General features: G+C 70.2%; 24 protein-coding genes. 16 read left to right on the forward strand and 8 right to left on the reverse strand.

The genetic code is table 11. The features are described 5' to 3' along the window. Positions 1-41: 41 nt before the first annotated feature. Positions 42-695: a DedA family protein gene (locus ACU5E9_RS02045; RefSeq protein WP_456811989.1), complete on the reverse strand. Its 654-nt coding sequence runs from the start codon at positions 693-695 to the stop codon at positions 42-44. A 61-nt stretch (positions 696-756) separates the two neighbouring features. On the opposite strand from ACU5E9_RS02045, the gene ACU5E9_RS02050 reads away from it, so the two are divergent. The 5 genes from ACU5E9_RS02050 to holA all read left to right on the forward strand — a co-directional run bounded on the left by ACU5E9_RS02050 (position 757) and on the right by holA (position 9,600). Then, positions 757-2,397: an anthranilate synthase component I family protein gene (locus tag ACU5E9_RS02050; RefSeq protein WP_456811990.1), complete on the forward strand. Its 1,641-nt coding sequence runs from the start codon at positions 757-759 to the stop codon at positions 2,395-2,397. A 73-nt stretch (positions 2,398-2,470) separates the two neighbouring features. Further along, positions 2,471-5,068 carry a leucine--tRNA ligase gene (gene leuS, locus ACU5E9_RS02055; RefSeq protein WP_456811991.1) on the forward strand — a complete coding sequence of 866 codons (2,598 nt, stop codon included), beginning with the start codon at positions 2,471-2,473 and terminating at the stop codon, positions 5,066-5,068. A gap of 131 nt (positions 5,069-5,199) precedes the next feature. After that, entirely contained in the window at positions 5,200-5,961 is a 762-nt protein-coding gene (locus ACU5E9_RS02060) for a ComEA family DNA-binding protein (protein ID WP_456811992.1), read from the forward strand. 10 nt (positions 5,962-5,971) lie between these two features. After that, a complete protein-coding gene (locus ACU5E9_RS02065; RefSeq protein WP_456811993.1) occupies positions 5,972-8,386 on the forward strand; it encodes a ComEC/Rec2 family competence protein in 2,415 nt (804 codons plus the stop codon). A 170-nt stretch (positions 8,387-8,556) separates the two neighbouring features. Further along, on the forward strand, positions 8,557-9,600 hold the full coding sequence (holA, locus tag ACU5E9_RS02070) for a DNA polymerase III subunit delta (RefSeq protein ID WP_456811994.1): 1,044 nt from the start codon (positions 8,557-8,559) through the stop codon (positions 9,598-9,600). Between the two features lie 22 nt (positions 9,601-9,622). On the opposite strand, the gene ACU5E9_RS02075 is transcribed toward holA, so the two are convergent. The 5 genes from ACU5E9_RS02075 to ACU5E9_RS02095 all read right to left on the reverse strand — a co-directional run bounded on the left by ACU5E9_RS02075 (position 9,623) and on the right by ACU5E9_RS02095 (position 13,759). Further along, on the reverse strand, positions 9,623-10,453 hold the full coding sequence (locus ACU5E9_RS02075) for a hypothetical protein (protein WP_456811995.1): 831 nt from the start codon (positions 10,451-10,453) through the stop codon (positions 9,623-9,625). Positions 10,454-10,595: 142 nt separating this feature from the next. Further along, positions 10,596-10,856: a 30S ribosomal protein S20 gene (rpsT, locus tag ACU5E9_RS02080; protein ID WP_456811996.1), complete on the reverse strand. Its 261-nt coding sequence runs from the start codon at positions 10,854-10,856 to the stop codon at positions 10,596-10,598. 119 nt (positions 10,857-10,975) lie between these two features. Continuing rightward, complete coding sequence (locus tag ACU5E9_RS02085; protein WP_456811997.1) at positions 10,976-11,800, reverse strand: alpha/beta fold hydrolase; 825 nt, start codon at positions 11,798-11,800, stop codon at positions 10,976-10,978. A gap of 1 nt (position 11,801) precedes the next feature. Beyond that, entirely contained in the window at positions 11,802-12,443 is a 642-nt protein-coding gene (locus ACU5E9_RS02090) for a response regulator (protein ID WP_456811998.1), read from the reverse strand. Further along, positions 12,440-13,759, reverse strand: a complete 1,320-nt coding sequence (locus tag ACU5E9_RS02095) for a sensor histidine kinase (protein WP_456811999.1) — start codon at positions 13,757-13,759, stop codon at positions 12,440-12,442. Before ACU5E9_RS02095 ends, ACU5E9_RS02090 begins: the two co-directional genes overlap by 4 nt. 114 nt (positions 13,760-13,873) lie before the next feature. On the opposite strand from ACU5E9_RS02095, the gene lepA reads away from it, so the two are divergent. The 3 genes from lepA to hemW are packed head-to-tail and all read left to right on the forward strand — an operon-like array spanning position 13,874 to position 17,605. Continuing rightward, positions 13,874-15,727 carry a translation elongation factor 4 gene (gene lepA / locus ACU5E9_RS02100; RefSeq protein WP_456812000.1) on the forward strand — a complete coding sequence of 618 codons (1,854 nt, stop codon included), beginning with the start codon at positions 13,874-13,876 and terminating at the stop codon, positions 15,725-15,727. 4 nt (positions 15,728-15,731) lie between these two features. Then, a complete protein-coding gene (locus ACU5E9_RS02105; protein ID WP_456812001.1) occupies positions 15,732-16,379 on the forward strand; it encodes a DUF1990 family protein in 648 nt (215 codons plus the stop codon). Further along, positions 16,379-17,605, forward strand: coding sequence for a radical SAM family heme chaperone HemW (hemW, locus tag ACU5E9_RS02110; RefSeq protein ID WP_456812002.1), 1,227 nt, complete (start codon positions 16,379-16,381; stop codon positions 17,603-17,605). Before ACU5E9_RS02105 ends, hemW begins: the two co-directional genes overlap by 1 nt. Before the next feature lie 80 nt (positions 17,606-17,685). On the opposite strand, the gene ACU5E9_RS02115 is transcribed toward hemW, so the two are convergent. Continuing rightward, positions 17,686-18,060 (reverse strand): DUF4870 domain-containing protein, encoded by a 375-nt coding sequence (locus ACU5E9_RS02115; RefSeq protein ID WP_456812003.1) that lies wholly within the window; start codon positions 18,058-18,060, stop codon positions 17,686-17,688. Between the two features lie 94 nt (positions 18,061-18,154). Next, positions 18,155-18,556, reverse strand: coding sequence for a DUF4870 domain-containing protein (locus ACU5E9_RS02120; RefSeq protein WP_456812004.1), 402 nt, complete (start codon positions 18,554-18,556; stop codon positions 18,155-18,157). 164 nt (positions 18,557-18,720) lie between these two features. Here ACU5E9_RS02120 and hrcA point away from each other — a divergent pair, with 164 nt between their 5' ends. From hrcA to era, 8 genes are all read left to right on the forward strand, one after another. Next, complete coding sequence (gene hrcA, locus ACU5E9_RS02125) at positions 18,721-19,740, forward strand: heat-inducible transcriptional repressor HrcA (RefSeq protein ID WP_456812005.1); 1,020 nt, start codon at positions 18,721-18,723, stop codon at positions 19,738-19,740. Between the two features lie 60 nt (positions 19,741-19,800). Beyond that, a complete protein-coding gene (dnaJ, locus tag ACU5E9_RS02130; RefSeq protein WP_456812006.1) occupies positions 19,801-20,910 on the forward strand; it encodes a molecular chaperone DnaJ in 1,110 nt (369 codons plus the stop codon). A gap of 12 nt (positions 20,911-20,922) precedes the next feature. Next, complete coding sequence (locus ACU5E9_RS02135) at positions 20,923-21,669, forward strand: 16S rRNA (uracil(1498)-N(3))-methyltransferase (RefSeq protein ID WP_456812007.1); 747 nt, start codon at positions 20,923-20,925, stop codon at positions 21,667-21,669. 19 nt (positions 21,670-21,688) lie between these two features. Then, the gene (locus ACU5E9_RS02140; protein WP_456812008.1) at positions 21,689-22,051 is read left to right on the forward strand and encodes a histidine triad nucleotide-binding protein; all 363 of its coding nucleotides are present in this window, start codon (positions 21,689-21,691) and stop codon (positions 22,049-22,051) included. A 79-nt stretch (positions 22,052-22,130) separates the two neighbouring features. After that, complete coding sequence (locus tag ACU5E9_RS02145) at positions 22,131-23,144, forward strand: PhoH family protein (RefSeq protein ID WP_456813483.1); 1,014 nt, start codon at positions 22,131-22,133, stop codon at positions 23,142-23,144. Beyond that, positions 23,141-23,608 (forward strand): rRNA maturation RNase YbeY, encoded by a 468-nt coding sequence (gene ybeY / locus ACU5E9_RS02150; protein WP_456812009.1) that lies wholly within the window; start codon positions 23,141-23,143, stop codon positions 23,606-23,608. Before ACU5E9_RS02145 ends, ybeY begins: the two co-directional genes overlap by 4 nt. Continuing rightward, positions 23,605-24,933, forward strand: coding sequence for a hemolysin family protein (locus ACU5E9_RS02155; protein WP_456812010.1), 1,329 nt, complete (start codon positions 23,605-23,607; stop codon positions 24,931-24,933). Before ybeY ends, ACU5E9_RS02155 begins: the two co-directional genes overlap by 4 nt. Further along, positions 24,917-25,819 carry a GTPase Era gene (gene era / locus ACU5E9_RS02160; RefSeq protein WP_456812011.1) on the forward strand — a complete coding sequence of 301 codons (903 nt, stop codon included), beginning with the start codon at positions 24,917-24,919 and terminating at the stop codon, positions 25,817-25,819. Before ACU5E9_RS02155 ends, era begins: the two co-directional genes overlap by 17 nt. Positions 25,820-25,912: the final 93 nt, after the last annotated feature.

Raw genomic sequence — 25,912 nt, forward strand, 5'->3', positions numbered from 1 at the left:
CACACCGCCGTAAACCACACCGCGGCCACGCGCGGGCCGCGCTACTCCGGCGGGGTCTCCCGCTCCATGAACCGGGCTTCCCGGTGCTTCAGCCACCGTTTGACGACCACCACGGCCACACCGAACACGGCGATCACCGCCACGAAGAGATAGCCGGCGAAGTGCAGCTGATCGGCGATGCTGCGATAGCCCTCCGCCGCCGCGGCGCCGACCGAGACGTACGCCCCGGTCCAGAGCACACAGGCCGGCACCGTCCAGGCCAGGAAGGTGCGGTATCGCATCGTGCTCATGCCGACGGTGAGCGGGATGACCGAGTGCAGCACCGGCAGGAACCGGGACAGGAAAACGGCGATCCCGCCCCGCCGGGCGAGGTAGCGTTCGGCGCCCGCCCAGTTCTTCTCACCGATGCGCCGGCCGAGCCAGCTCTGGCGGATCCACGGGCCGAACCGGCGACCCAGGTAGAAGCCGATGCTTTCGCCGGCCAGCGCGCCGAGGATCACCGCGAGCATCAGGGCGAAGTATTCGACCGGACCGTCGACGGCGGTGCTGGCCACGATCACGATGGTGTCGCCGGGAACGACCAGGCCGATCAGGATCGAGGTCTCCAGTAACATGCCGACGCCCGCGAGGAGGGTCCGCACGACGGGGTCGACGGCGCCGACAGCGCCCAGGATCCAGTTGAGTACGTCGTTCACCTCGCCAGCCTAGGCCGCACCGTGATATCCCGCGGCCCGTCCACGCCCCTAGGCTGGACGCGTGCCGCCGACTCCCAGCTTCCCGGATCACGACCGCCAGGATCACGGCCGCCAGGATCACGACCGCCAGGATCACGACCGCCAGGATCACGGCCGTCCGGCACCTCGCCGCTTCACGCTGCCGCACTGGATCGAGCCCGCCGCGGCGTTCGACGAGCTCTATGCCGGGTCGCGGTACTCCGTCTGGCTCGACGCCGGTGCCGGGGCGACCACGGGGATGAGCTACCTGGCCGGCGCGTACGAGGGCTCATGGGTCGTGACGGCATCCGCCCGCGCCGGAACGGTGACCCGGTTCCGCCCGCTGGCGTCGACCGACACCGTGGTGACGACGACCGGGACCGTGTTCGACCTGCTCCGTGCCGAGGCGGATGCGTCGCCGACCGGCAGCACGCCGGCCGGCGGAACCGACGAGGTCGGTTTCCGGCTCGGCTGGATCGGCTGGCTCGGCTACGGCCTCGCCGAGCCTGGAGTCGCCGAGCCTGGCGTCGCCCAGCCTGAAGTCACCCAGACTGCCATCGTGCCCGGGATGCCGGCCGCTCCTGACGAGGCGCCGGACGCGGCCCTCTTGCGGGTGGACCGCGCCATCGCCTTCGACCACGCCGAGCGAACGGTGACCCTTCTGGCGCGGCCCGGTGCAGGGGAGACCGATGCCGACGTCGAGGCCTGGGCCGCCGACACCAGGCGTCGACTGGCAGGCGTTCGGACCGGCCCGACCGTGCCGCCCGCCGTGCCGCCCGCGCGGCCGCGCGGGCCCGCCGCCACCCCACCGGACGCCCCCGGGGTGCGTTGGCGTCACGACGCCGACAACTACGCCCGCCTGATCGGGCGCTGCCAGGAACGCATCGCGGCCGGCGACGCCTACCAGCTCTGCCTGACCAACGAGGTCACCGTCGCCGGCCGGTTCGATCCCCTCGAGGTCTACCGGCGGCTGCGCGCCTCGAGCCCGAGCCACCACGGCGGGCTGCTCCGGTTCGGCGAGTACGCGTTGCTGAGCGCCTCCCCGGAGGAATTCCTCTCGGTGAGCCCGGCCGGCCGCGTGCGCACCCGGCCCATCAAGGGCACCAGGGCGCGCTCCAGCGACCCCGACCGGGACCGGGCCCTCCGCGCTGACCTGCTCGCCAGCGACAAGGAACGCGCGGAAAATCTCATGATCGTCGACCTCATGCGCAACGACCTGGGCCGTGTCGCCGCGCTCGGCTCCGTGGCCGTCACCGGATTGCTGCAGGTGGAGAGCTACCCGCACGTGCACCAGCTGGTCAGCACCGTCGAGGCGCGCCTCGCCGCGGGTCTCACGGCGGTGGACGCCGTCGAGTCAGCGTTCCCCGCCGGGTCCATGACCGGGGCGCCCAAGGCCAGCGCCATGGCCATCCTGCACGAGCTCGAGGGCGGCGAGCGCGGCGTGTACGCCGGCGCTTTCGGCTACATCGCCGACGACGGTGCGCTCGACCTGGCCATGGTCATCCGCAGCATCGTGCTCGGCCCCGCGGGAGCATCGATCGGCACCGGCGGAGGCATCACCGCCCTGTCTGTGGCCGAGGAGGAAATCGAGGAGACCCGCATCAAGGCTGCGGCCCTGATCCGGGCCCTCACGGACGCCCCGGAGCCGCCGGACCCGCCGGACAGCCAGGGTTTAGTAACCTAGGAGCTTGGGCGTCGCCACCGGGCCGAATCCGTTGCGCGCGAAACGCCACCTCACCACAATGAATGAGAGCCACGTGGCACACGAGCACGACACCAACTCCAGCGGTCCCGAGGACGAAGACGGCTACGACTTCGCCGCCATCCAGGCGAAGTGGGCGCCCATCTGGGAGGAACTCGAACCGTTCCGCACCAGCGACCCCGACGACAAGCGGCCGCGCAAGTACGTGCTAGACATGTTCCCGTACCCGTCCGGCGACCTCCACATGGGCCACGCCGAGGTCTACGCGCTCGGCGACATCGTCGCCCGCTATTGGCGCCAGCAGGGCTTCAACGTGCTGCACCCGATCGGCTGGGACTCGTTCGGCCTGCCCGCCGAGAACGCCGCCATCAAGCGCGGCATCGACCCGCGCGGCTGGACCTACGACAACATCGCGCAGCAGAAGAAGAGCATGAAGCTCTACGCGGCCTCGTTCGACTGGTCCCGCGAACTGCACACCAGCGACCCCGAGTACTACAAGTGGAACCAGTGGCTGTTCCTGCAGCTGTACAAGAAGGGCCTGGCCTACCGCAAGGACAGCTGGGTCAACTGGGACCCGATCGACCAGACCGTGCTCGCCAACGAGCAGGTGCTCGCCGACGGCACCAGCGAGCGCAGCGGCGCCGTCGTGGTGAAGAAGAAGCTCACCCAGTGGTACTTCAAGATCACCGACTACGCCGATCGCCTGCTCGACGACCTCAACCAGCTCGAGGGCACCTGGCCCACCAAGGTGCTCAACATGCAGCGCAACTGGATCGGCCGCTCCATCGGCGCCGACGTCGACTTCGTCATCGAGGGCCGTGAGGCACCCGTCAGCGTGTTCACCACCCGCCCGGACACCCTGTTCGGCGCCACCTTCATGGTCGTCGCCCCCGACGCCGACCTCGCCGCCGAACTCGTCGCCGACGCCTCCCCGGAGGTTCGCGAGAACTTCGCCGCCTACCTGGTCAAGGTGCAGAACAGCACCGAGATCGAGCGCCAGGCCACCGACCGGGAGAAGACCGGCGTCTTCCTCGAGCGCTACGCCATCAACCCGGCCAACGGGGAGCGCCTGCCCATCTGGGCCGCAGACTACGTGCTGGCCGACTACGGCCACGGCGCCGTGATGGCGGTCCCCGCCCACGACCAGCGCGACCTCGACTTCGCCCTGCGCTTCGACCTGCCGGTGCGCGTCGTCGTCGACACCACCGCGCCGGTCACCGGGGTCATCCCGGTGATCACCCCCGGGATGCTGGACGGCTCGGAGGAGCTGCCAGCCCTCGACACCGACGCGCTCGACCCCGCACAGTCCGGCACCGCCCTGGCCGGTGAAGGCCGGCTGGTGAACTCCGGCGCCCTCAACGGGCTCACCAAGAGCAACGCGATCAAGCGGATGATCGAACAGCTCGTTGCCGACGGCACCGGCCGCGCCACCAAGAACTACCGGCTGCGCGACTGGCTGATCTCCCGCCAGCGCTACTGGGGCACCCCCATCCCGATCATCCACGGCGAGGACGGCACTGAGATCCCCGTCCCGGAGGACCAGCTGCCCGTGCTGCTGCCGCCGACCGACGGCCTGGACCTCAAGCCCAAGGGCACTTCGCCGCTGGGCGGGGCCACCGACTGGGTGAACGTGACCAACCCGATCGACGGCACCCCGGCCAAGCGCGACGCCGACACCATGGACACCTTCGTGGACAGCTCCTGGTACTTCCTGCGCTTCCTGAACCCCACCGACGACACCAAGGCGTTCGACCCGAAGGAAGCCGACAAGTGGGCGCCCGTCGACCAGTACGTCGGCGGCGTCGAACATGCCATCCTGCACCTGCTCTACGCCCGCTTCATCACCAAGGTGCTCTTCGACCTGGGCTTCGTCACCTTCACCGAACCGTTCACCGCGCTCCTCAACCAGGGAATGGTCATCCTCGACGGCGCCAAGATGAGCAAGAGCAAGGGCAACCTGGTCTACTTCACGGAAGAGGTCGACAAGTACGGCGTCGACGCCGTTCGCCTCACCATGGCGTTCGCCGGCCCGCCGGAAGACGACATCGACTGGGCCGACGTGTCCCCGGTCGGTTCGGCGAAGTTCCTCGCCCGCGCCTGGCGGGTCGCCCGTGACGTGACCAGCGCCCCCGACGTGGAGTGGAAGACCGGAGACGTGGCCCTTCGCCGCGTAACCCACCGCTTCCTCGCCGACGCCCCGTCGCTGATCGAGTCGTTCAAGTTCAACGTCGTCGTGGCGCGCATGATGGAACTCGTCAACGCCACCCGCAAGGTGATCGACACCGGCGCCGGCCCGGCCGACGCAGCCGTGCGCGAAGCCGCCGAGGTCACGGCGATGGCGCTGAACCTGTTCTCCCCGTACACGGCCGAGGACATGTGGGAGCGCCTGGGCTATGAGCCGTGCGTGGCACTCGCGCTCTGGCGGAAGCCCGACCGCAGCCTGCTCGTGGCCGAATCGGTGACCGCCGTGGTGCAGGTCGACGGCAAGGTGCGCGACCGCCTCGAGGTCTCCCCGAAGATCACCACCGACGACCTGGAGGCCCTCGCCCGCGCGTCGGCCGCTGCGATCCGGTCGATCGGCGACCGGGAGATCATCAAGGTGATCGTCCGGGCGCCGCGCATGGTGAGCATCGTCACCAAGCCCGCCGCGTAGCGGCCCGCCCGGGCCGGATCGGCCCCGAACGCGTCCGCCGGCCCCGCCTCCACAGGCGGGGCCGGCGGCGTTTCCGCACAGCTTCCGGCGTCGGGACCGATGCCCGGCCCAACGGCGCATAGCCTGCCGGCATGGTTTTCGACCCGTACAGCAGCCTCGACCCGTCGTCCCGCGCCACGTCCGTGTCGCCGCACGGCCGGTCCGCCGGCCGAAGCCGGATGCGCATCGGCGTCGGCGCCGCGGTCGTGCTGCTCCTCGCCGCTCTCGGGGTCGCCGTGGCGGTGACCGCGGTCGGCCAGGTCGGCCACAGCGTGGAGGTCGCCGGGAACACCGCTGCAGCGCCAGGGGGTGACGGGTCAGGCACGGCCGTGCCGACCGCGTCGTCCTCCGACGCGTCCGCTGCCCCGCCCGATAACACGGGTGAGGCACCGATCATCTTCGTGCATGTCCTCGGCGCGGTGGCGCATCCGGGGCTGTTCGAGGTAGCCGACGGCGCCAGGGTGGTCGACGTCGTGGCCGCGGCCGGCGGGCTGCTGCCCACGGCGGATCAGTCCGGTGTCAACCTGGCCAGGCTGGTGACGGACGGCGAACAGTTCTACGTCCCGGCCCAGGGCGAGGTGGTGACGGCACCGCCGGCCGGCACAGCGGGCGCCGCCGGCGGTCCCGAGACGGCGGCCGGGGGAGCCGGGGCCGAGGTGACGGCCAAGGTGAACCTGAACACCGCGACCATTGCCGACCTCGACACGCTCCCGCGCATCGGACCGGCGATGGCGCAGCGCATCCTGGATTACCGAGCCGCCGAGGGGAGGTTCGCCAGCATCGACGACCTGCGGAACGTCACCGGGATCGGCGAGAAGACGTTTGCCGCGCTCAAAGACCTGATCGCGGTGTGACCGGGTGCGGGTGAGCGCCGCCGGGTTCGCGAATGTTCGGTCGGGCCCGGACTTCCGCCTGGTGTGGCCGGCCGTGGCCTGCTGGGCGGCCGCCCTCGTGCTGGTGGCGGTCCCGTCGGCCGCGATGGTCGCTGCCGGTGCGCTCTGGGCCGGTGCCGCGGCCCTTCTCTGCGGTGCCGTGCTGCCGCGCCGCTCCGGGCGCCGCCCGGGACCGGTGCTGGGGACGCTGGCTGTGTGTTGCGCGGCGGCCGCACTGGCGGGGTCGTCAGTAGCGGTCCAGGCCCCGCTCCGGCTGCCGGCGGCCGTGCGCGCCGTGCTGGATGGACCGGCCGGGATCACCGCCCTCGTCACGGTCACCTCGGCACCGGTGCCCCGCACCGGGGTGGCCTTCGCTGGTGGAGCACAGGTGCGCTTCCGGGCCACCCTTGGCGCCTTGGAAAGCCCAGCCGGCCGCTCGACAGCGACGAGGCAGGATGTCCGTGGGTTGTCCGTGCCCATCGTGGTCTTCGTCGCAGCCCCGGAGGGCCCGCCGGCGATCGGCGACGAGATCCGGCTGAGCGGGACTCTCGTGTCGACCGAACCGGGCGATGCGGCGACGGCGCTGTTCTTCGCTCGCGATCCGGCCGAGCAGGTCCGTCCGGCACCCACCTGGCTGGACTGGGCCAACCGGTTGCGCGCCGGCTTCGCCGCCGCCGCCGGAGAGCTGCCCGGCGCCGGCGCCGGCCTCCTGCCCGGCCTCGCGATCGGGGACACCACCGCGGTGACCGACGACCTCGACGCCGCGATGAAAACGAGTTCGCTGAGCCACCTGACCGCGGTGTCCGGCGCCAACTGCGCGATCGTGCTCGCCCTGGCGCTGGGGGTCGCGGCGGCCTGCGGCCTGGGCCGGCGGTGGCGGGTCGGTGCCGGGTTCGTGGTGCTGGCCGGCTTCGTCGTCCTGGTGACGCCGGAGCCCAGCGTGGTGCGCGCCGCCGCGATGGCCACCATCGTGCTGGTGGCCGGGTCGCTGGGCCGGCCGGGGCGTGGACTCCCGGCGCTGGCGCTTGCGGCCCTGTGCCTGCTGGTGACCGACCCGTGGCTGAGCCGTAACTACGGCTTCGTCCTCTCCGTGCTGGCCACCCTGGGCCTGCTGGTGCTCACGGTGCCCCTGGCCCGCCGGCTCCGGCGCTGGCTGCCCGCACCCGTCGCGGCGATGCTGGCGATCCCGCTCGCCGCGCAGCTGGCCTGCCAGCCGGTGCTCGTGCTCCTCAGCCCGACCCTGCCCGCCTACGGGGTGCCCGCCAACCTGCTCGCCGCGCCGGCCGCGCCCGTCGCCACCATCGCCGGCCTCGCCGCGTGCCTGCTGCTTCCCGTGCTGCCCGGCCTGGCGACACCGCTGGTGTGGCTGGCCTGGTTGCCGGCGACCTGGATCGCCGCTGTGGCCGGAACCACGGCGGCCCTGCCGGGAAGCAGCCTGCCCTGGCTGGGCGGGGCGGTCGGAATCGTCCTCACTGTGGCCTGCACCGCCGCCATCCTCGTGCTGGTGTCGGCCCGCCGGCCGGGCCGACGCCAGGCAATGCTGCGGGTCGGCAGCGGCGCCCTGCTCTGCCTCGCGGCCGGCTGCGCCGTGGGCGCCATGGTCGGCACCGGCCTCGGCCGGGCCGCGGTCTTCCCCGCGAACTGGCAGATCGCCGCCTGCGACATCGGCCAGGGCGACGCCGTGGTCGTACGTGACGGCGAGCAGGTCGCGCTCGTCGATGTGGGGCCCGACCCGGCGCTGCTCACCGGATGCCTGGCCGCGCTCGGGGTGGACCGGGTGGACCTGCTCGTGCTCACCCACTACGACCTGGATCACGTCGGCGGACTCGACGCCGTGGTCGGCAGGGTGGACACCGCCCTGGTCGGTCCGCCCGAGAACGGGCAGGACTCCCGGCTGCAGCAGCGGCTGAGCCAGGGTGGCGCCACGGTCACGGAGACCGCACGGGGGGAGCACGGCACCCTCGGCGGCCTGGCCTGGCGGGTGCTGTGGCCGATCCGGGGCGCGGACGAGCTGGCGACCGGCAACGCCGGCAGCGTGACGGTCCTGTTCGAGGGCCGGGGGATCCGCTCGGTGTTCCTCGGCGACCTCGATGAGGAGGCCCAGGCTGCACTGCTCGCGGCCGGTCCGATCGGACCCGTCGACGTGGTCAAGGTCGCCCACCACGGCTCCGGCGACCAGAGCGCCGCCCTCTACGCGGAGCTTCGGGCGAGCGTCGGGCTGGTCTCGGTGGGCGCCGACAACGGCTACGGGCATCCCACCCGATCGCTGCTCGACCTGCTCGGCGCTGTGGGCACCGCCGTGGTGCGCACCGACCAGGACGGGCTGGCCGTGGTCGCACCCACCACTGCGGCCTCGGCCGGCACCCCGCTCCGAGTCTGGACCGAAAAGGTCCCCGGTGCCGGGTAGGCCGGCTGTGCTGCCGCCGCGCCCCCTGTGGCGGACTGCGCCCGCTATAGCGGGCGCCGTGAGCCATACGGGGTGCAGCGAGTGGGGTGCAGCGAGCGAGCGAGGCCGGGCGGCTGGGCGGGGAACGTCGTGGGTGCCGGTTAGGCTGGTTCTGTAGCGAAGGGAGCCGCGTGGCCGCACGAACAACCGCATCGGGACGAGCCGGCAAACCGGCCGCGAAGGCGTCGGCAGCGAAGATTCCCCAGCTGGCCTGGCACCAGGTGCGACCCGCCCCCGTGGTTCTGGTCTCCGGCACCGAGGACTTCCTCGCCGACCGGGCCATCCGCACTCTCCGCGACTTTCTCAAGCTGGAAGACCCCAGCCTCGAGGTCAGCGACATCCAAGCCGACAGTTACGCCCCCGGAGAGCTGCTCACCCTGGCCAGCCCGTCCCTGTTCGGCGAGCCGCGGCTGATCCGGGTCAGCTCGGTCGAGAAGTGCAGCGACACCTTCCTGACCGAGGCCATCGACTACCTGCAGAACCCGGCCGAGGACACCTACGTGGTGCTGCGGCACGGCGGGGGAGTGCGCGGCAAGAAGCTCCTGGACACCATCCGCAGCGGTGTCGGCGGGGCCGTCGAGGTGGTGTGCGCGGAGCTGAAGAAGGACGCCGAGAAGCATGAGTTCGCGACGGCCGAATTCCGCACCGCGGGCAAGCGGGTCACACCGAGCGCCCTCAGGTCCCTCGTGGCGGCGTTCTCCGACGACCTCGCCGAACTCTCCGCCGCGTGCCAGCAACTCATCGCCGACACCGGTGCCGAGGTCACCGAGACCACCGTTGACCGCTACTACGGCGGACGGGTGGAGACCAACGCCTTCAAGGTCGCGGATTCCGCGATCGCCGGCCGGCTCGGCGAGTCCCTGGTCACCCTCCGGCACGCGCTGGCGTCCGGGGCGGACCCTGTTCCCATCGTGGCCGCGTTCGCGAGCAAGATCCGCACGATGGCCAAGCTCTTCGGGGTGCGCGGCGGGTCGGCCCAGCTGGCCGCGACGTTCAGTCTCGCTCCCTGGCAGGTCGAACGCGCCCAACGCGACCTGCGCGGCTGGACCGACGAGGGACTCTCGCGGTGCATTGTGATGCTGGCCGAGACGGATGCCGCCGTGAAGGGTGCCGGCCGGGACCCGGTCTTCGCGCTCGAACGACTCGTGACCGTCATTGCCAAGCGCGGCGAATAGTCCGCCCAGCGCTTGCGCCTGCTCAGGGCCGGTCGGAGATGGTGATCGACGCGCGGTTGAGGTAGATCCAGACACCGTCGGTGTAGTCGGGGTTTCCGCAGGTCTCCGCACTGACCTTGACCGGGAGGATGGTGTCCGACCCGACCAGGTCGGCGTGCGAGGCCGTCCCGGGGAACGACCCGGGCAGGTCCGGACAGTATTCCAGTTGCACCCGACCGACAAGATCGGTGAACTGCACCATGATCGACTCCGTCGGCGCCGGTAGGAGAGCGGCGAGGGCGACGGCGATGGCCGCGAGCGCCAGGCCGACGGTGCCGAGCAGGGCGCCCAGCATGGTCCGGGCTCGTCCAGGGGATGTCTCGACGCCGCTGCCGGGAGGTCGGCCCGCCACGCTGCCGGCGCCGGCTGCCGGGACACCCGACGCGGGGCCGGCGGATGCCTGGGCTCCGGGTGCGGGACGGTACGGCACAGAGCCGTCCGGTGAGGAGCCGCCGGGGAAGGAGCCCTCGGGGAACGAGCCGTCGGGGAACGCCTGGGGGGCTGCCGGAGGCTGCGGGGTCGGGGTCTGCGCGTGAGGCCGCGGAGCCGGCGAGGACGGCAGCGACGCGGAGAACAGCACGCACGCCCCGGCCAGCACCAGGACGAAGCCGAGGAGGCCGGAGATCACCCACGGGCTGAGGCCGGAATACGCCGACACCTGCGGCGCGAACCGCAGGCCGGCGGCAATGACGGCGGCCGCGATCGCGAAGGCCGCGCCGAGGAATCCGGCCTGCCGGCGCCAGTCGACCTCGTCTTCCCGGTCGGCCTGGTTGTCCCGGTCGGCGGATGTGCCTCGCTCGTCGTGTTCGCTCATCACGCCGCCACCATAGCGTCGGCTGAGTGCATCGGGAAGGCCCGCGGGGCGTTGCCGGGACGCAGAAAACCCCCGCCCAGGGGGCGGGGGTGTGTCTGTGCATCAGGCTCCGGAGCGTTATCGGCTCCAGAACGGTGACAGGTTAGAGCGCGTTGACCGACTTGGCGATAGCGGACTTCTTGTTCGCTGCCTGGTTCTGGTGGATGACGCCCTTGCTGACGGCCTTGTCGAGCTTCTTGGAAGCAATGGCGAGGCTGGCGACAGCCTTGTCCTTGTCACCAGCGGCGACGGCGAGGCGGGTCGACCGGATGGCGGTCTTGAACTCGCTCTTGACGGCCTTGTTGCGCTCCTGCGACTTCTTGTTCGTGAGGATCCGCTTGATCTGCGACTTGATATTTGCCACGTTTTATACGCTTTCGTTAGGTTCTTGTTCGGATGGGCCGCCCGGTGATAGAGGGCACCGTGCGGCGATAATCGTGTGGGGTGGGACCCAACACGCAAGCCAACAGGCAACGATACCAGCTATCGGGGCGGATGGCTGACCGAATCGGGGCGATCGCCGCCAGGCTGCGCCGAAACCTCGGTGAGAATGCGCCTGAGGACGGTGTCGAAGGCGTGCGGCCGGTGCAGGCTCACGAGGTGCCCGGCTCCGGGAACCGTGACCAGAGTACCGTGGGCGGCCGCGGCCAGGAAGCGGTTCTGGTGCAACCGGAAGTGGTCCCAGGCCCCATTGACCAGCCAGACCGGGCCGGGGAACGCGCGAAGGTCCGCCAGGGGAGTGAGAGTGCCCGTCGAGCGCAACCCGGCGTCCATCACATCCAAGGCCACACCCCCGGCCATAACGTCGGCCACGCCGGCCGGCGGCAGCATCTGCCGCACCAGGAAGGTGTGCAGGGCCAGGCCCCGGTCCGGCAGCCGGCGGATCAGCCGGGCGAGCAGGCGGTAGCCGGCCAGCCCGGCGCCGCCGGGTTCGTACGCCGACCCCGCCGCGACGAGGGCGATGACCCGGTCGGGGTGCCTGGCGGCGTAGGCCATGGCGTAGTAGCCGCCGAGCGACAGCCCGACGAGCACCACCCTGCCGCCCAGGGCTGCCACGCCGGCGTCGATGGCATCGAGGGCGCCCGCCACGGTGAACTCCTCGCCCAGGCGCGCCCCGTGGCCGGGCAGGTCGACGGCCAGCACCGGGTGGCCCTCCCTGGCCAGCCACTCCCGCTGGTGGCGCCACATGCCGGCCGACGTGCGGATACCGTGCACCAGCAGCACCGGAACCGCAGCCGGCACCGGACCCGCAGCCGGCACCGCACCAGGCCGGGTGAAGCCGACGGGCAGGTCGGAGCCGGCGGACACGTCAGGATCCCCGGATGGTGCCGGAGGCCCTGGCGCTGGCGACGGCAGAGGTGCGGGAGCTGACGCCGAGCTTGCCGAAGATGTGCACCAGGTGCGACTTCACCGTGGCCTCGCTGAGGAACAGGTCCTGGCCGATCTGCCGGTTCGACCGACCAGCGGCGACCAGGCCGAGCACCTCCACCTCGCGCGGCGACAGCCGGCCCTCCGGGATCCGGGAACGGTCGGCGAGCCGGGTGACGATGGCCGGCGCCAGTGCGCTCTGCCCGGCCGCGGCCGCGCGCACGGCCTCGATCAGTTCGGCGGGCGGGGCGTCCTTCAGCAGGTAGCCGCTGGCCCCGGCCTCGATGGCGCCGAGGATGTCGGCATCCGTGTCGTAGTTGGTGAGGATGAGCACATGCGGGGCTCCCGCGACCGCGCGCACCCGGCGGGTGGCTTCGGCGCCCTGCAGGTCGGACCCGGACGGGCCGCCGCCGAACTGCAGGTCCATCAAGACCACGTCCACCCGGCCGGATGCGGCGAGCGCCACGGCCTCCTCGGCGGTGCCCGCTTCCAGTTCCACGACGAGGTCGGGTTCGGCGCCGAGCAGCGCGCGCAGGCCCGCCCGCACCACCGGGTGGTCGTCGGCGAGCAGCACCCGGATCATGCCGGTGGCCCCTCGGTCCAAAGCGCCTCGCGGGTCGAGAGCGCCTCGCCGGTCGGGAGCGCCTGCCCGGTCGGGAAGGTGACGGCGACCGCGGTGCCCTGCCCGGGCGCGGATTCGAGCACGAAGCTGCCGCCGAGCTGCTCCACCCGCTGCCGGATCGCCACCAGGCCGAAGGAGTCGGCGCTCCGGGAGCCCGGCTCGGTGACGGTGAACCCGCGGCCGTCGTCGACGATGTCCAGGGCCACCTCGTCGGTCATGTAGCTCAGGGTCACCTCGGCCCGGGTGGCGCCGGCGTGCTGGGCGACGTTGGCGAGGGAGCCCTGGGCGATCCGCAGCAGCGTGGTCTCCAGCGGCATCGGCAGGGTGATCGCGTCCCCGGTGACGTGCAGGGTGACCGTGGTGGCCGGGCCGCTGCCGGCAATGGTGCGCTCCACCGACGCGGCGAGCCGGGCGAGGGCACCGGGCAGGGTCTGCGTCTCCAGCGCCGGCGGGGTGAGCTCGCGGATGAACCGCCGGGTCTCCTGCAGGTTGGCCGCCGCCGTGTCCCTGGCCAGGCGCAGGTGCTCGAGCGCGGACGGGTCGGTGACGGTGCGCTCGGCTGCGTGCAGCAGCAGCTGGATGCTGGACAGGCCCTGCGCGATGGTGTCGTGGATCTCCCGGGCCAGGCGCTCCCGTTCAGCGACGGTGCCGGCGTCCCTGGCGGTGGCGGCGAGCTCGGCGCGGGTGGCGAGCAGGTCCTGGATGAGGCTCTGGCGCTCCGCGGCCTCTCGCAGCAGCGCCCGGTAGCCCAGCCCGACGGCCACGGCGACGGCGGCGCCCACGATCGGACCCAGGGTGGCGCCCAGGCCGAGGCCGACGTGCAGGCTCATCGACCAAATGGTCAGCAGCACGCTGAGCAGCACCAGCGGGATGCCCGCCCGCAGCGGCAGCACGTGCAGCTGCAGGAAGAACAGGGGGAAGACGATGAATGCGGCGTCCTGCGCCAGCAGGGTCAGCGCCAGCCATTCGATGAGCAGCACGGCCATCCAGACCGGCACGACCCAGCGCCACGGCCGCCGGCGGGCGAGCTCGCTGCCGCCGACATAGCTGGCGAGGAACACCAGCGCCAGGCCGATCACGGCGAACGGGTTCGGCACCGCGCCGAGCAGGGTGCGCACGATGACCAGCCCGGTGAGGCCGATGATCAGCAGGTGTAATCCGATGCGCAGCCCGGAGAACACGGGGGTGAGGGCGGAGTGCGGCAGGCCCTCGCCGATGCTGGCGGGCGGGGTGGGATCCCGGCGGACGGGGGTGGCGGACAGGGCAAGGCTGGACATGGTGCGCCCAGCCTAATCAGGACCGCTGGGGGCGGCATCCGTCGAATGGATGATCGGCCCGTCACCCCGACAGGTCACACCGGCAGGGCGGGGCATGGGAGAATTGGGCCCATCATGTCACCGAGAGCTCTCAAGGCGCTGGAACCGGCCGCCACCGCCCCCGCGTTCATCCGTAATTTCTGCATCATCGCGCACATCGACCACGGCAAGTCCACGCTGGCCGACCGGATGCTGCAGATCACCGGCGTCGTCGACGATCGGTCCATGCGCGCCCAGTACCTGGACCGGATGGACATCGAACGCGAACGCGGCATCACCATCAAGAGCCAGGCCGTGCGGATGCCGTGGGAGATGGACGGCCAGACCTACGCGCTGAACATGATCGACACCCCCGGCCACGTCGACTTCACCTACGAGGTCTCCCGCAGCCTGGCCGCCTGCGAGGGCGCCATCCTGCTCGTCGACGCTGCCCAGGGCATCGAAGCCCAGACGCTGGCGAACCTGTACCTGGCGCTGGAGAACGACCTCACCATCATCCCGGTGCTGAACAAGATCGACCTGCCTGCCGCCGACCCGGACAAGTACGCCAAGGAGCTCGCGAGCCTCATCGGCGGCAGCCCCGACGACGTGCTCCGCGTCTCCGGCAAGACCGGCGTCGGCGTGTCCGAGCTGCTCGACCGCGCCACCAGCCTCATTCCCGCCCCGGTCGGCGACCCGGATGCGCCCGCCCGCGCCATGATCTTCGACTCGGTCTACGACAGCTACCGCGGCGTCGTCACCTACGTGCGGATGATCGACGGGCAGCTCAGCCCGCGCGAGAAGATCCAGATGATGTCGACCCGCGCCACCCACGACATCCTCGAGATCGGCGTCACCAGCCCCGAACCCACCCCCAGCAAGGGCCTGGGCGTCGGCGAGGTGGGCTACCTCATCACCGGCGTGAAGGACGTGCGCCAGTCCAAGGTCGGCGACACCGTCACCACCGCCATGAAGCCCGCCACCGTGGCGCTGCCCGGCTACACCGAACCGAAGCCCATGGTGTTCTCCGGCCTGTACCCGATCGACGGCAGCGATTACCCGGCCCTCCGCGAGGCGCTGGACAAGCTCAAGCTCTCCGACGCGTCGCTGGTCTACGAACCGGAGACCTCCGTCGCGCTCGGCTTCGGCTTCCGCTGCGGCTTCCTCGGCCTGCTGCACCTCGAGATCATCACCGAGCGCATCGACCGCGAGTTCAACCTCGACCTCATCACCACCGCGCCCAGCGTGATCTACGAGGTCACCACCGACGACAAGAAGACCGTCACGGTGACCAACCCGAGCGAGTTCCCCAACGGCAAGATCGCCGTTGTCGAGGAACCCATCGTCAAGGCCGCGATCCTCGCGCCCAAGGACTACGTCGGCGTGATCATGGAACTCTGCCAGGGCCGCCGCGGCACCCTCCTCGGCATGGAGTACCTCGGTGAGGACCGGGTCGAGATCCGCTACACCATGCCGCTCGGCGAGATCGTCTTCGACTTCTTCGACCAGCTCAAGAGCAAGACCGCCGGCTACGCGTCGCTCGACTACGAGCCCATCGGCTCGCAGGAGGCCGACCTGGTCAAGGTCGACATCCTGCTGCAGGGTGAACAGGTGGACGCGTTCAGCGCCATCGTGCACCGCGACAAGGCCTACGACTACGGCGTGCTGATGACCGGCAGGCTCCGCAAGCTCATCCCGCGCCAGCAGTTCGACGTGCCCATCCAGGCCGCCATCGGCGCCCGCATCATCGCCCGCGAGTCGATCAGCGCCATCCGCAAGGACGTGCTCGCCAAGTGCTACGGCGGTGACATCTCCCGCAAGCGCAAGCTGCTCGAAAAGCAGAAGGAAGGCAAGAAGCGCATGAAGATGGTCGGCCGGGTCGAGGTTCCGCAGGAGGCGTTCATCGCGGCGCTGTCCGGCGACGAGCCGGCCAAGAAGGAAAAGAAGTAGCCGGATGCGCCGCTCAACCTTCACCGACGCCGCCGTCACCTACGCCGCCATCGGCGGCACGCTCGCGCCCGACCTGATGCGCTACCCGCCCAAGGGCCACCGCCCGCTGGAGCGCACCGTTCGCCTCGGCAGCGGCGAGGAGCGCTTCCGGGTGGCGACGACGTCGCTGATGACCTGGGGCATCCAGCGTGGTGCCGGCATCGAGGTCACCGACCTCGACGCCGGCACCGGCGTGCAGTACACCGGCATCGTCTTCACCGAGGAGGGCACCCCGGCGCCCAACCAGGAACACCCGGTGAACGAGGCCACCTTCGCCGATGACGGCACCCCGTTCATCAGCAACGGCATGACCGCAGTGCTGAAGATCCCGAACGGCCCGTTCACCGTCGCCGCGCCGGTCCGCGTCGTGTACGTCATCGACGAGGTCGACAAGATCGGCTTCGCCTACGGCACCATGCGCGGGCACCCGCAGAACGGTGAGGAGTGCTTCATCGTGGACCGCCGCGCCGACGACTCGGTCTGGCTCACCGTCCGCTCCTTCTCCCGCCCCAGCACCTGGTACTACCGGTTGGCCTGGCCGTTCTTGCGCTTCCAGCAGGAGCGCTACACCAAGCGTTACCTGCTCGCCCTGCACCCCGTCGGAATGGGCTGATGGCCGGACCGCACCCGGTCGGCGATCCCGCCCCGCTGGACGGGCTGATTCCCGCATCCGCGGCGACCGGCGCCGATACCCGGGACTTCGGGGTCTACCTGCACGTACCGTTCTGCAAGGTGCGCTGCGGCTATTGCGACTTCAACACCTACACCGCCACCGAGCTCCGCGGCGTGAAACAGAGCGACTACGCCAGCCAGGCGATCCTCGAGGTAGAAGCCGCCGCACGGGTCCTCAGCGCCTCCGGCGTGCCCGCCCGGCCCGCCGCCACGGTCTTCTTCGGCGGCGGCACGCCCACCCTGCTGCCGGCCGACCACCTGGTTCGGATGCTGCACGCCGTGCGCGACACCTTCGGCATCGTGCCCGGCGCAGAGGTCACCACCGAGGCCAACCCCGACTCCGTCGACCTGGCCTACCTGCGCCAGCTCGCCCAGGCCGGGTTCACCCGGGTGTCCTTCGGCATGCAGTCCGCCGTTCCCCGCGTTCTCGCGACCCTGGAGCGCACCCACGACCCCGAGCGCGTTCCGCTCGTGGTGGCCTGGGCGCGTGAGGCCGGCCTGGACGTGAGCCTCGACCTCATCTACGGAACGCCGGGGGAGACCATCGAGGACTGGCGGGCCAGCCTCGAGCACGCCATCGCGCAGAAGCCGGACCACATCAGCGCGTACTCGCTCATCGTCGAGGACGGCACCAAGCTGGCCAGGCAGATCCGTCGCGGCGAGCTCGTGCAGCCGGACGAAGACCTGCAGGCCGACTTCTACGAACTGGCCGACGCCATGCTCGGCGCCGCCGGCTACGGCTGGTACGAGGTCAGCAACTGGGCGACGGATGACGCGCACCGGTCACGGCACAACCTGTCCTACTGGCGGAGCGCGGACTGGTGGGGCGTCGGCCCCGGCGCCCACAGCCACGTCGGCGGGGTGCGCTGGTGGAACGTCAAGCACCCGGCAGCGTATGCCGACCGGGTCCTCGCCGGCCACTCGCCGGCCGCGGGCCGGGAAACCCTGGACGACGCCACCCGGGAGACCGAGCGCGTGCTGCTGCTCACCCGCATCCGCGAGGGCATCCCCGTGGCCACGCTGTCGCCGCTCGGCCGCCGCGAGGTTGCCGGCCTGATCAACGACGGGCTGATCGACGGGCGCGCCGCCATCGGCGGAACCATCGAACTCACCCTCACCGGCCGGCTCCTCGCCGACGCCGTGGTGCGCCGCCTCCTCACCGATTAACAAGCCCCGCGAACCGTGAGACAAGCCCCAAAACGCGCGCGTTTTGGGTGCTCACCTCACGGTTCGCGGGGTCGAGGCGGCTAGCTGACGAACTTGATCGTCAGCGGGTAGGTGTACCACTCGCCCTTGTTCGCGGCGATCGCTGCCATGATGCTGAACACGATGCTGAGGATCCAGGCGGCGGCGAGGATGAAGATGCCGACGAGGATCACCGTCAGGATCGACCCGACGATATAGGCGATCGCCAGGGTGATCTGGAAGTTCAGGGCGGTCGCGGTGTGCGCGCGGATGAACGGGCCGCGGTCCTTGAGCACGATGTAACCGATCAGCGCGGGCAGGAAACCGAAGAGGATTCCGCCGATGTGGATCAGGGTGGCCCACAACTTCTCGTCGGCCGGACTCAGCTGACTCGGGGCCTGATACGGGCTGGCGGGGGGAGGGGTTGCCTCAGACATTGGATCTCCTTCGTGGACACTCGTAGGGGAGCGGGATGGTGCGGGTGCCGCTGACACCAGAGTAGCGCCGCTGGTGCCGCACGACACCTGCAAACTAGCTGATCAGGCGAAGAGAGAACGGGTAGCGGTAGGGCTGGCCGGCTCGAGCGCTGACGAAGCCGAGCACCGAGAAGATCGATCCGATCAACCACAGCACCCAGCTGAGCGAGCCGAGGCCGCCCAGCAGGCCGAAGGTGACCAGCGCCAGGATGGTGCTGACAACGTTGATGATCACGTAGCCGATCAACAGCGTGATCTGAAAGTTGAGGGCTTCCTTCGCCTCGGTGTCGGTGAACCGGCCGCGGGTGCGCAGCACCAGCCAGATGATCAGGGACGGCAGAAACGAGAGGATGCCGCCCAGGTGCGCCAGGGAGGCCCACAGTCGGTCCTGCTCCGGTGTCAGCGGCGCGCCGGTGCCCGACCCGGCCGACCCTGCCGGTCCATAGGGATTGCTCATGACGATGCCCTTCGACGAACGATGATGATGCGTGTGCCCCCACGGTACTGCGGCAATTCCACCGGGAGCAACGGGTATGCCAGGCACCCGCGATATGATTGGCAGTCAAACGACGAGAGTGCCAGCCGCCGGCGGCACACCGGAAGAGGGAGGCGATCGAATAAATGGTGTCTGATCGCAGCCTCGAAGTCCTCCGCGTCATCGTGCAGGACTACGTGGCGTCCCGGGAACCCGTGGGGTCCAAGTCCATCGTCGACCGGCACGCCTTCGGCGTATCCGCCGCCACCATCCGCAACGACATGGCCCTGCTCGAAGAGGAAGAACTCATCGTCGCGCCGCACACCTCGTCGGGGCGGATTCCCACCGACAAGGGCTACCGGCTGTTCGTCGACCACCTGGCCGACCTGCGCCCACTCACCGGGGCGCAGCGGCAGGCCATCGAGGTCTTCCTCGGCCAGTCCGCCGACCTCGACGAGGTTCTCGCCCGCAGCGTCCGGCTGCTGTCCCAGCTCACCCATCAGGTTGCCCTCGTTCAGTACCCCTCGCTCTCGCGCGCGTCGGTGCGCCACATCGAGCTCGTCCCGCTCAGCGACACCCGGGTGCTGTCGGTCCTGATCACCGACTCCGGGCGGGTGGAACAGCGGGTCGTGGAACTGCCGCGCCCCATCGACGAAGCCGCCCTGGCCGAACTCCGCTCCCGGCTCAACGCCGTGATCGGCGGCCTCGGGATGGCGCAGGCCGCGACAGCCCTCAACGGGCCGACCGGCCTGGGCGCGCCGGAGCAGACCGACCTCGTCGATCTCATCACCGGCACCCTGCACGACCAGGTCGGCGCCAACCGGCAGGACCGCCTGGTGATGGCGGGCGCCGCGAACCTGGTGCGCACCGAAGAAGACTTCACCGGCAGCATCTACCCCGTCCTCGAGGCCATCGAAGAGCAGGTAGTGCTGTTGCGCCTGTTCGGCGAAATGGCCACGGACCAGCACGGCGTCTCGGTGAGCATCGGCCGCGAGAACGCGCCGTTCGGCCTGGGCGAGACGTCCGTCCTCACCAGCGGCTACACCTCCCGCGGTGACGCCGCCCGCCTCGGCGTGCTCGGCCCCACCCGGATGGACTACTCCAACAACATGGCGGCCGTGCGCGCCGTCGCCCGCTACCTCTCCCGCCTGCTCGGCGAGAACTAGCCGGCCCCACCACGTATCCCGACGACGACATTTCACCCCAGAACCCAAGGAGAGCCACTTTTGGCTGACCATTACGAAGCACTCGGTGTCGCCCGCGACGCCTCCACCGACGAGATCAAGAAGGCGTACCGCAAGCTGGCCCGCCAGCTGCACCCCGACGTCAACCCCGGTGCAGAGGCATCCGAGCGGTTCAAGACCGTCACGCACGCCTACGACGTGCTCTCCGACCCCAAGCAGCGCCAGAACTACGACCGCGGCGGTTCGGGATCCAGCCAGGGCGGCGGGTTCGACGCCGGCAACTTCGGCGACATCTTCGAGACCTTCTTCGGTGGCGGCGGGGGCGGCGGGATGCGGGGACCCCGGTCCCGGCGCGAACGCGGCCAGGACGCCCTGATCCGGGTGGAGCTCGACCTCGACGAGGTCATCTTCGGCACCCACCGCGACATCGAGGTGGACACCGCGGTCGTCTGCGCCACCTGTTCCGGCACCTGCTGCCAGCCCGGCACCAGCCCCGTCACCTGCGACATCTGCCACGGCACCGGCAGCATCCAGCGCGCCGTGCGCTCGCTGCTCGGGAACGTCATGACCTCCAGCCCGTGCGGCTCCTGCCGCGGCTACGGCACCATCATCGCCACCCCCTGCGTCACCTGCCAGGGCCAGGGCCGGGTGCGCGCCCGCCGCACCGTTCCGGTGGACATCCCCGCCGGCGTCGACACGGGCCTGCGTCTGCAGATGCCCGGCAGCGGTGAGGCCGGCCCGGCCGCCGGACCCAACGGCGACCTGTACCTCGAGATGAAGGTGCGCCACCACGACGTTTTCAGCCGCGACGGCGACGACCTGCTCTGCACCCTCACGGTGCCGATGACCGACGCCATCCTCGGCACCACGGCCACGGTCAAGGCCCTCGACGGTGACATCGAAGTGGAACTGCGCCCCGGCGTGCAGGCCGGCGAGATACTCACCATCAAGGACCGCGGCGTCACGCGCCTGCGCGGCAACGGCCGCGGCGACCTCCGCGTCGGCGTGCAGGTGCTGACTCCGACCAAGCTCGACCACAAGGAACGCGAACTCATCGAGGCGTTCGCGGCCAGGCACAAGGTCCCCGCCCCCGCGCTGAGTCACTTCCAGCAGGGCCTGTTCGCGAAGCTTCGCGACCGGTTCCTGGGCTGACCGGCGTAACCGATGGCGCACTTCTTCCTGTCGGAGACGCTCGGGGCCTCTGAGGTCGACCCGGCGGTCGGGGCCACCGTGAGCGTCACCGGTGCCGAGGCCAAGCACGCCGTCACCGTCAGCCGGGTGCGCCAGGGCGAGACCCTGCTGCTCGGCAACGGTGCCGGCCTGATGCTCGGCGTGACCGTGCTCAGCGCGGCTCCGGCCGAGCTGACGGTGCGGGTCGACTCGGTGCGGCGTACCCCGCCGGCCGCGCCGCGCATCGTCCTGGTGCAGGCGCTGGCCAAGGGGGACCGCGACGAACTCGCCGTGCAAGCCGCGACCGAACTCGGCATCGACGGCGTGGTGCCGTGGGCGGCGAGCCGCTCGGTGGCCCGCTGGGAAGGCGTGAAAGTCGCCAAGGGCCAGGCCCGCTGGGCCGCGATCGTCCGCGAGGCCAGCAAGCAGTCGATCCGGCCGTGGCTGCCGGAGGTCTCCGCGCTGACCAGCACCAAACAGCTGGCGGTGCTGGCCGGCAGCACCCGGATGCTGCTGCTGGAGCCGACCGCATCCGCCCGGCTCACCACGATCGCCTCTCCCGCCGACGACCGGGACATCGTGCTCGTCGTCGGCCCGGAAGGCGGCATCGCCCCCTCCGAGCTGGACATCCTCGAGCAGGCCGGAGCCAGCCGGGTGCGCCTGGGGGACACGGTCCTCCGCACCTCGACGGCGGGACCTGCCGCCGTGGCCATTTTGAACGCAGCCCTCGGCCGCTGGTAGTAACGCTTAAGATAGAGCTATGGCTTCCCCCGCTGCAGAACCCACCATTTTCAGCCGCATCGTCGCGCGCGAAATTCCGGCGACCATCGTGGCGGAAACCGATCATGTCATCGCCTTCAACGACATCAACCCGCAGGCGCCCGTACATGTCGTGGTCACCACGAAAACGCAGCGCTACCGGAACGTCGGCGAACTCGCCGCCGGCGACCCCGCCCTCCTGGCCGAACTGGTCGCCGTGGCCGGGCGCGTCGCCGATGAGCACTGCGCCGGCGAATACCGCCTCGTCTTCAACACCGGCGCATCGGCCGGCCAGACCGTCTTCCACGTGCACGCCCACGTGCTCGGCGGCGGCCTTGAGGAGGGCACGCTTGCTACCGGCTGACTCGCAGGCGCCTGACCCGCAGGTGCCCGACGGCGGTGCGCTCCCGGTGGTGCGCAAGGTCCTCATCGACGGAGTGGCCATGGTCCGGCTGCTCGGCCCGCAGGACCGCTTCCTCAGCACCATCGAGAAGGAATACCCGGCCGTGACCTTGCACGTGCGCGGCAACGAGGTCACCCTCACCGGCCCCGCCGGCGGGGTGGATGCCGTGGTGCGGCTGATCGAGGAGCTCGAGCTGCTGCTGCGCACCGGCGCCGACCTCGGTGAGGCCGAGGTGAGCACCTCCGCCCGGATGCTCGACGCCGACAGCTCGTCCAGCCCGTCCACGGTTCTCGGCCAGGCAATCCTCACCTCACGTGGTGTCACGGTGCGGCCCAAGACCCTCGGCCAGAGCAACTACGTCAACGCGATCGACGAGAACGCCATCGTCTTCGGCATCGGCCCGGCCGGTACCGGCAAGACCTACCTCGCCATGGCCAAGGCTGTGCAGGCGCTGCAGCGCAAGGAGGTCGACCGGATCATCCTGACCCGGCCGGCCGTCGAGGCCGGTGAACGGCTCGGCTTCCTGCCCGGCTCCCTCACCGACAAGATCGACCCGTACCTGCGCCCGCTCTACGACGCCCTGTTCGAGATGATGGACCCGGAGCTGGTGCCCAAGCTGCTCGCGGCCGGCACCATCGAGGTGGCTCCGCTGGCGTACATGCGCGGCCGCACCCTCAACTCGGCGTTCATCGTGCTCGACGAAGCGCAGAACACCACGCCGGAACAGATGAAGATGTTCCTGACCCGGCTCGGTTTCGGTTCGCAGATGGTCGTCACCGGCGACATCACCCAGGTCGACCTGCCCGCCGGCGCCAGCGGCCTCCGCCTGGTCACCAAAGTCCTCGACGGCATCGACGACATCGAGTTCGTCCGGCTGACCAGCGCCGACGTCGTCCGCCACAGCCTTGTCGGCCGCATCGTCGATGCGTACACCGAATACGACGCGCAGAAGCAGGCCCAACGCTACGAAAGCGAACAGGCCCGCGACTTCGCCGCCCGCGCTCCGCACCAGGGGAACCCGCGCGATCGCACCCCGAAACGGAGATCCAGTTGAGCATCGAAATCAACAACGAGTCGGCCATCCCGGTCGACGAAGCGGCCATCCTCAGGTTGGCCGCCTTCGCACTCGACGCCATGCACGTGCACGCCGATGCCGAACTGGCCATCGTGCTCGTCGACGAGGGTGCGATGGAACAGCTGCACGTGCAGTGGATGGACGAACCGGGCCCCACCGACGTGCTCAGCTTCCCGATGGATGAGCTGCGCCCCGGCACCGAAGACGCCCAGACCCCGGCGGGCCTGCTCGGCGACATCGTGCTGTGCCCGCAGGTGGCTCAGGGCCAAGCCGAGACCGCCGGCCACAGCACCCTCGACGAACTGCTGCTGCTCACCACCCACGGCGTGCTGCACCTCCTCGGCTTCGACCACGCCGAGCCCGAAGAAGAGAAGGAGATGTTCGGCATCCAGCGCGACATCCTGATCGGCTTCGCCATGCAGGAACGACGCCGCGACACATGATCGTCGGGTGGTTCCTCACGGCCGCCATCCTGCTCGTCGCCTTCGGCGGGCTGATGGCCGCCGTCGATTCCGCAATCACGGCCCAGTCCAGGGCCGACATCAATGAACTCGCCGTCACGGCCAGGGCGAAACGCTCCCTCCGGGCCATCGCCGCCGACACCGGCGCGCACCTGAACGCCATCAACTTCGTGCGGATCATCGCGGAGACCACTGCTGCGGTGCTCGTCACCCTGGTATTCGCCACCACGATCGAAGCGATCTGGCTGGCCCTGCTGCTCTCGGCCCTGCTGATGACCGCCGTGTCCTTCGTGCTCGTCGGGGCCAGCCCCCGCAGCGTCGGGCGGGCGCATCCGAAGACCCTGGTCGTGCTCACTGCGCTGCTCGTGCACTTCCTCCGTGTTCTGCTGGGCCCGGTCGCGAACGCCCTCGTCGCCCTGGGCAACCGGGTGACGCCCGGGCGCAGCCGGCTGGCCACGTTCACCTCCGAAGACCAGCTGCTCAGCATGGTCGACGAGGCGACGGAACTCGACGTGATCGAGGAAGACGACCGTGAGCTGATCCACTCCATCTTCGAGTTCAGCGAGACGGTGGTGCGCGAGGTGATGATCCCGCGCACCGACATGGTCACCATCGAAGCCGACGCCAGCGTCGGCGCGGCGATGGGCCTGTTCCTCAGCAAGGGCTACTCCCGCGTTCCCGTCGTAGACGGCGAGGTCGACGACGTGCTGGGCGTGCTCTACCTGCGCGACGTGGCCAGGCTGGTCTACGAACGGCCCCGCAACCTCGAGACCCTACGCGTGCGGGAGCTGGCCAAGCCGGCCCAGTTCGTGCCAGAGTCCAAGAAGGCCGACGCCCTGCTGCGCCAGATGCAGCTCGAATCCAATCACCTGGCCATGGTCGTCGACGAGTACGGCGGTATCGCCGGGCTGGTCACGCTCGAGGACCTGATCGAGGAGCTCGTCGGGGACATCTCCGATGAGTACGACCGCGACGTTGTCGAGATCGAAGACCTCGGCTCCGGCCGGTTCCGGGTGAGCGCCCGCCTGCCCGTCGACGAACTCGGCGAGCTCTTCGACCTCGACCTCGACGACGACGACGTCGACTCCGTCGGCGGACTGCTGGCCAAGGTGCTCGGCAGGTTGCCGGTCGCCGGGTCGGAAGCCAGGACCAGCGGGCTGATCCTCACCGCAGAACGCACAGAGGGTCGACGAAAACGAATCAGCACAGTGCTGGTTGAACCAGACGAGGCGTTGAGAGACGCACAGTCCGCATTCCTGGGAATGCCGGACACAGAAGGAGCACACGGCCATGACAAGAGAACCTGATTTCCGCGCGGGGTTCGTCTCGTTCGTCGGGCGCCCGAACGTGGGCAAGTCCACGCTGACGAACGCCCTGGTGGGGGAGAAGGTCGCGATCACGTCGTCGAAGCCGCAGACCACCCGTCGCGCCATCCGCGGCATCGTGCACCAGAAGAACGGCCAGCTGATCCTGGTCGACACCCCCGGCATTCACCGGCCGCGCACCCTGCTGGGTGAACGGCTGAACAGCCTCGTGCAATCCACATTGAGCGGTGTCGACGTCGTGGGCCTGTGTATCCCGGCCAACGAACCGATCGGCCCTGGCGACAAGTTCATCAACGAGCAGCTGGACAACTTCCCGCGCGCCAAGAAGGTGGCCATCGTCACCAAGATCGACATGTCCTCCAAGACCAGCGTCGCCAACCAGCTCCTCGCGGTCTCCCAGCTGCGCGAGTGGGAGGCGATTGTGCCCATCTCGGCGACCAGCCGCATCCAGCTCGACGTGCTCAGCACCGAGCTCCTGCGCCTGCTGCCGCTCAGCGACGCGCCGCTCTACCCGGCGGATGCGGTCACCGACGAGAGCCTGGAATCCCGGATCTCCGAGTACATCCGGGAGGCGGCGCTCGAGGGCGTCACCGACGAGCTGCCGCACTCGATCGCCGTCACCATCGACGACATCATCGAGCGGGACGACCAGGAGCTGGTGGAGATCTACGCCAACCTGTTCGTGGAGCGCGACAGCCAGAAGGGCATCATCATCGGCAAGTCGGGCAGCCGGCTGAAAGACGTCGGGATGCGCGCCCGCAAGCAGATCGAGCCCCTGATCGGCAAGCGCGTGTTCCTGTCGCTGCGGGTCAAGGTCGCCAAGGAATGGCAGCGCGACCCGAAGCAGCTCGGCCGCCTCGGCTTCTAGCCCCGCAGTCTCCCGCCCCACGCAGCCCAACTGTTCCCGCTGCGGACAAGTGGTCCCGGCACACCGGGACCACTTGTCCGATTGGGAAACAGT

The sequence above is a fragment of the Cryobacterium sp. AP23 genome, assembly GCF_054075385.1.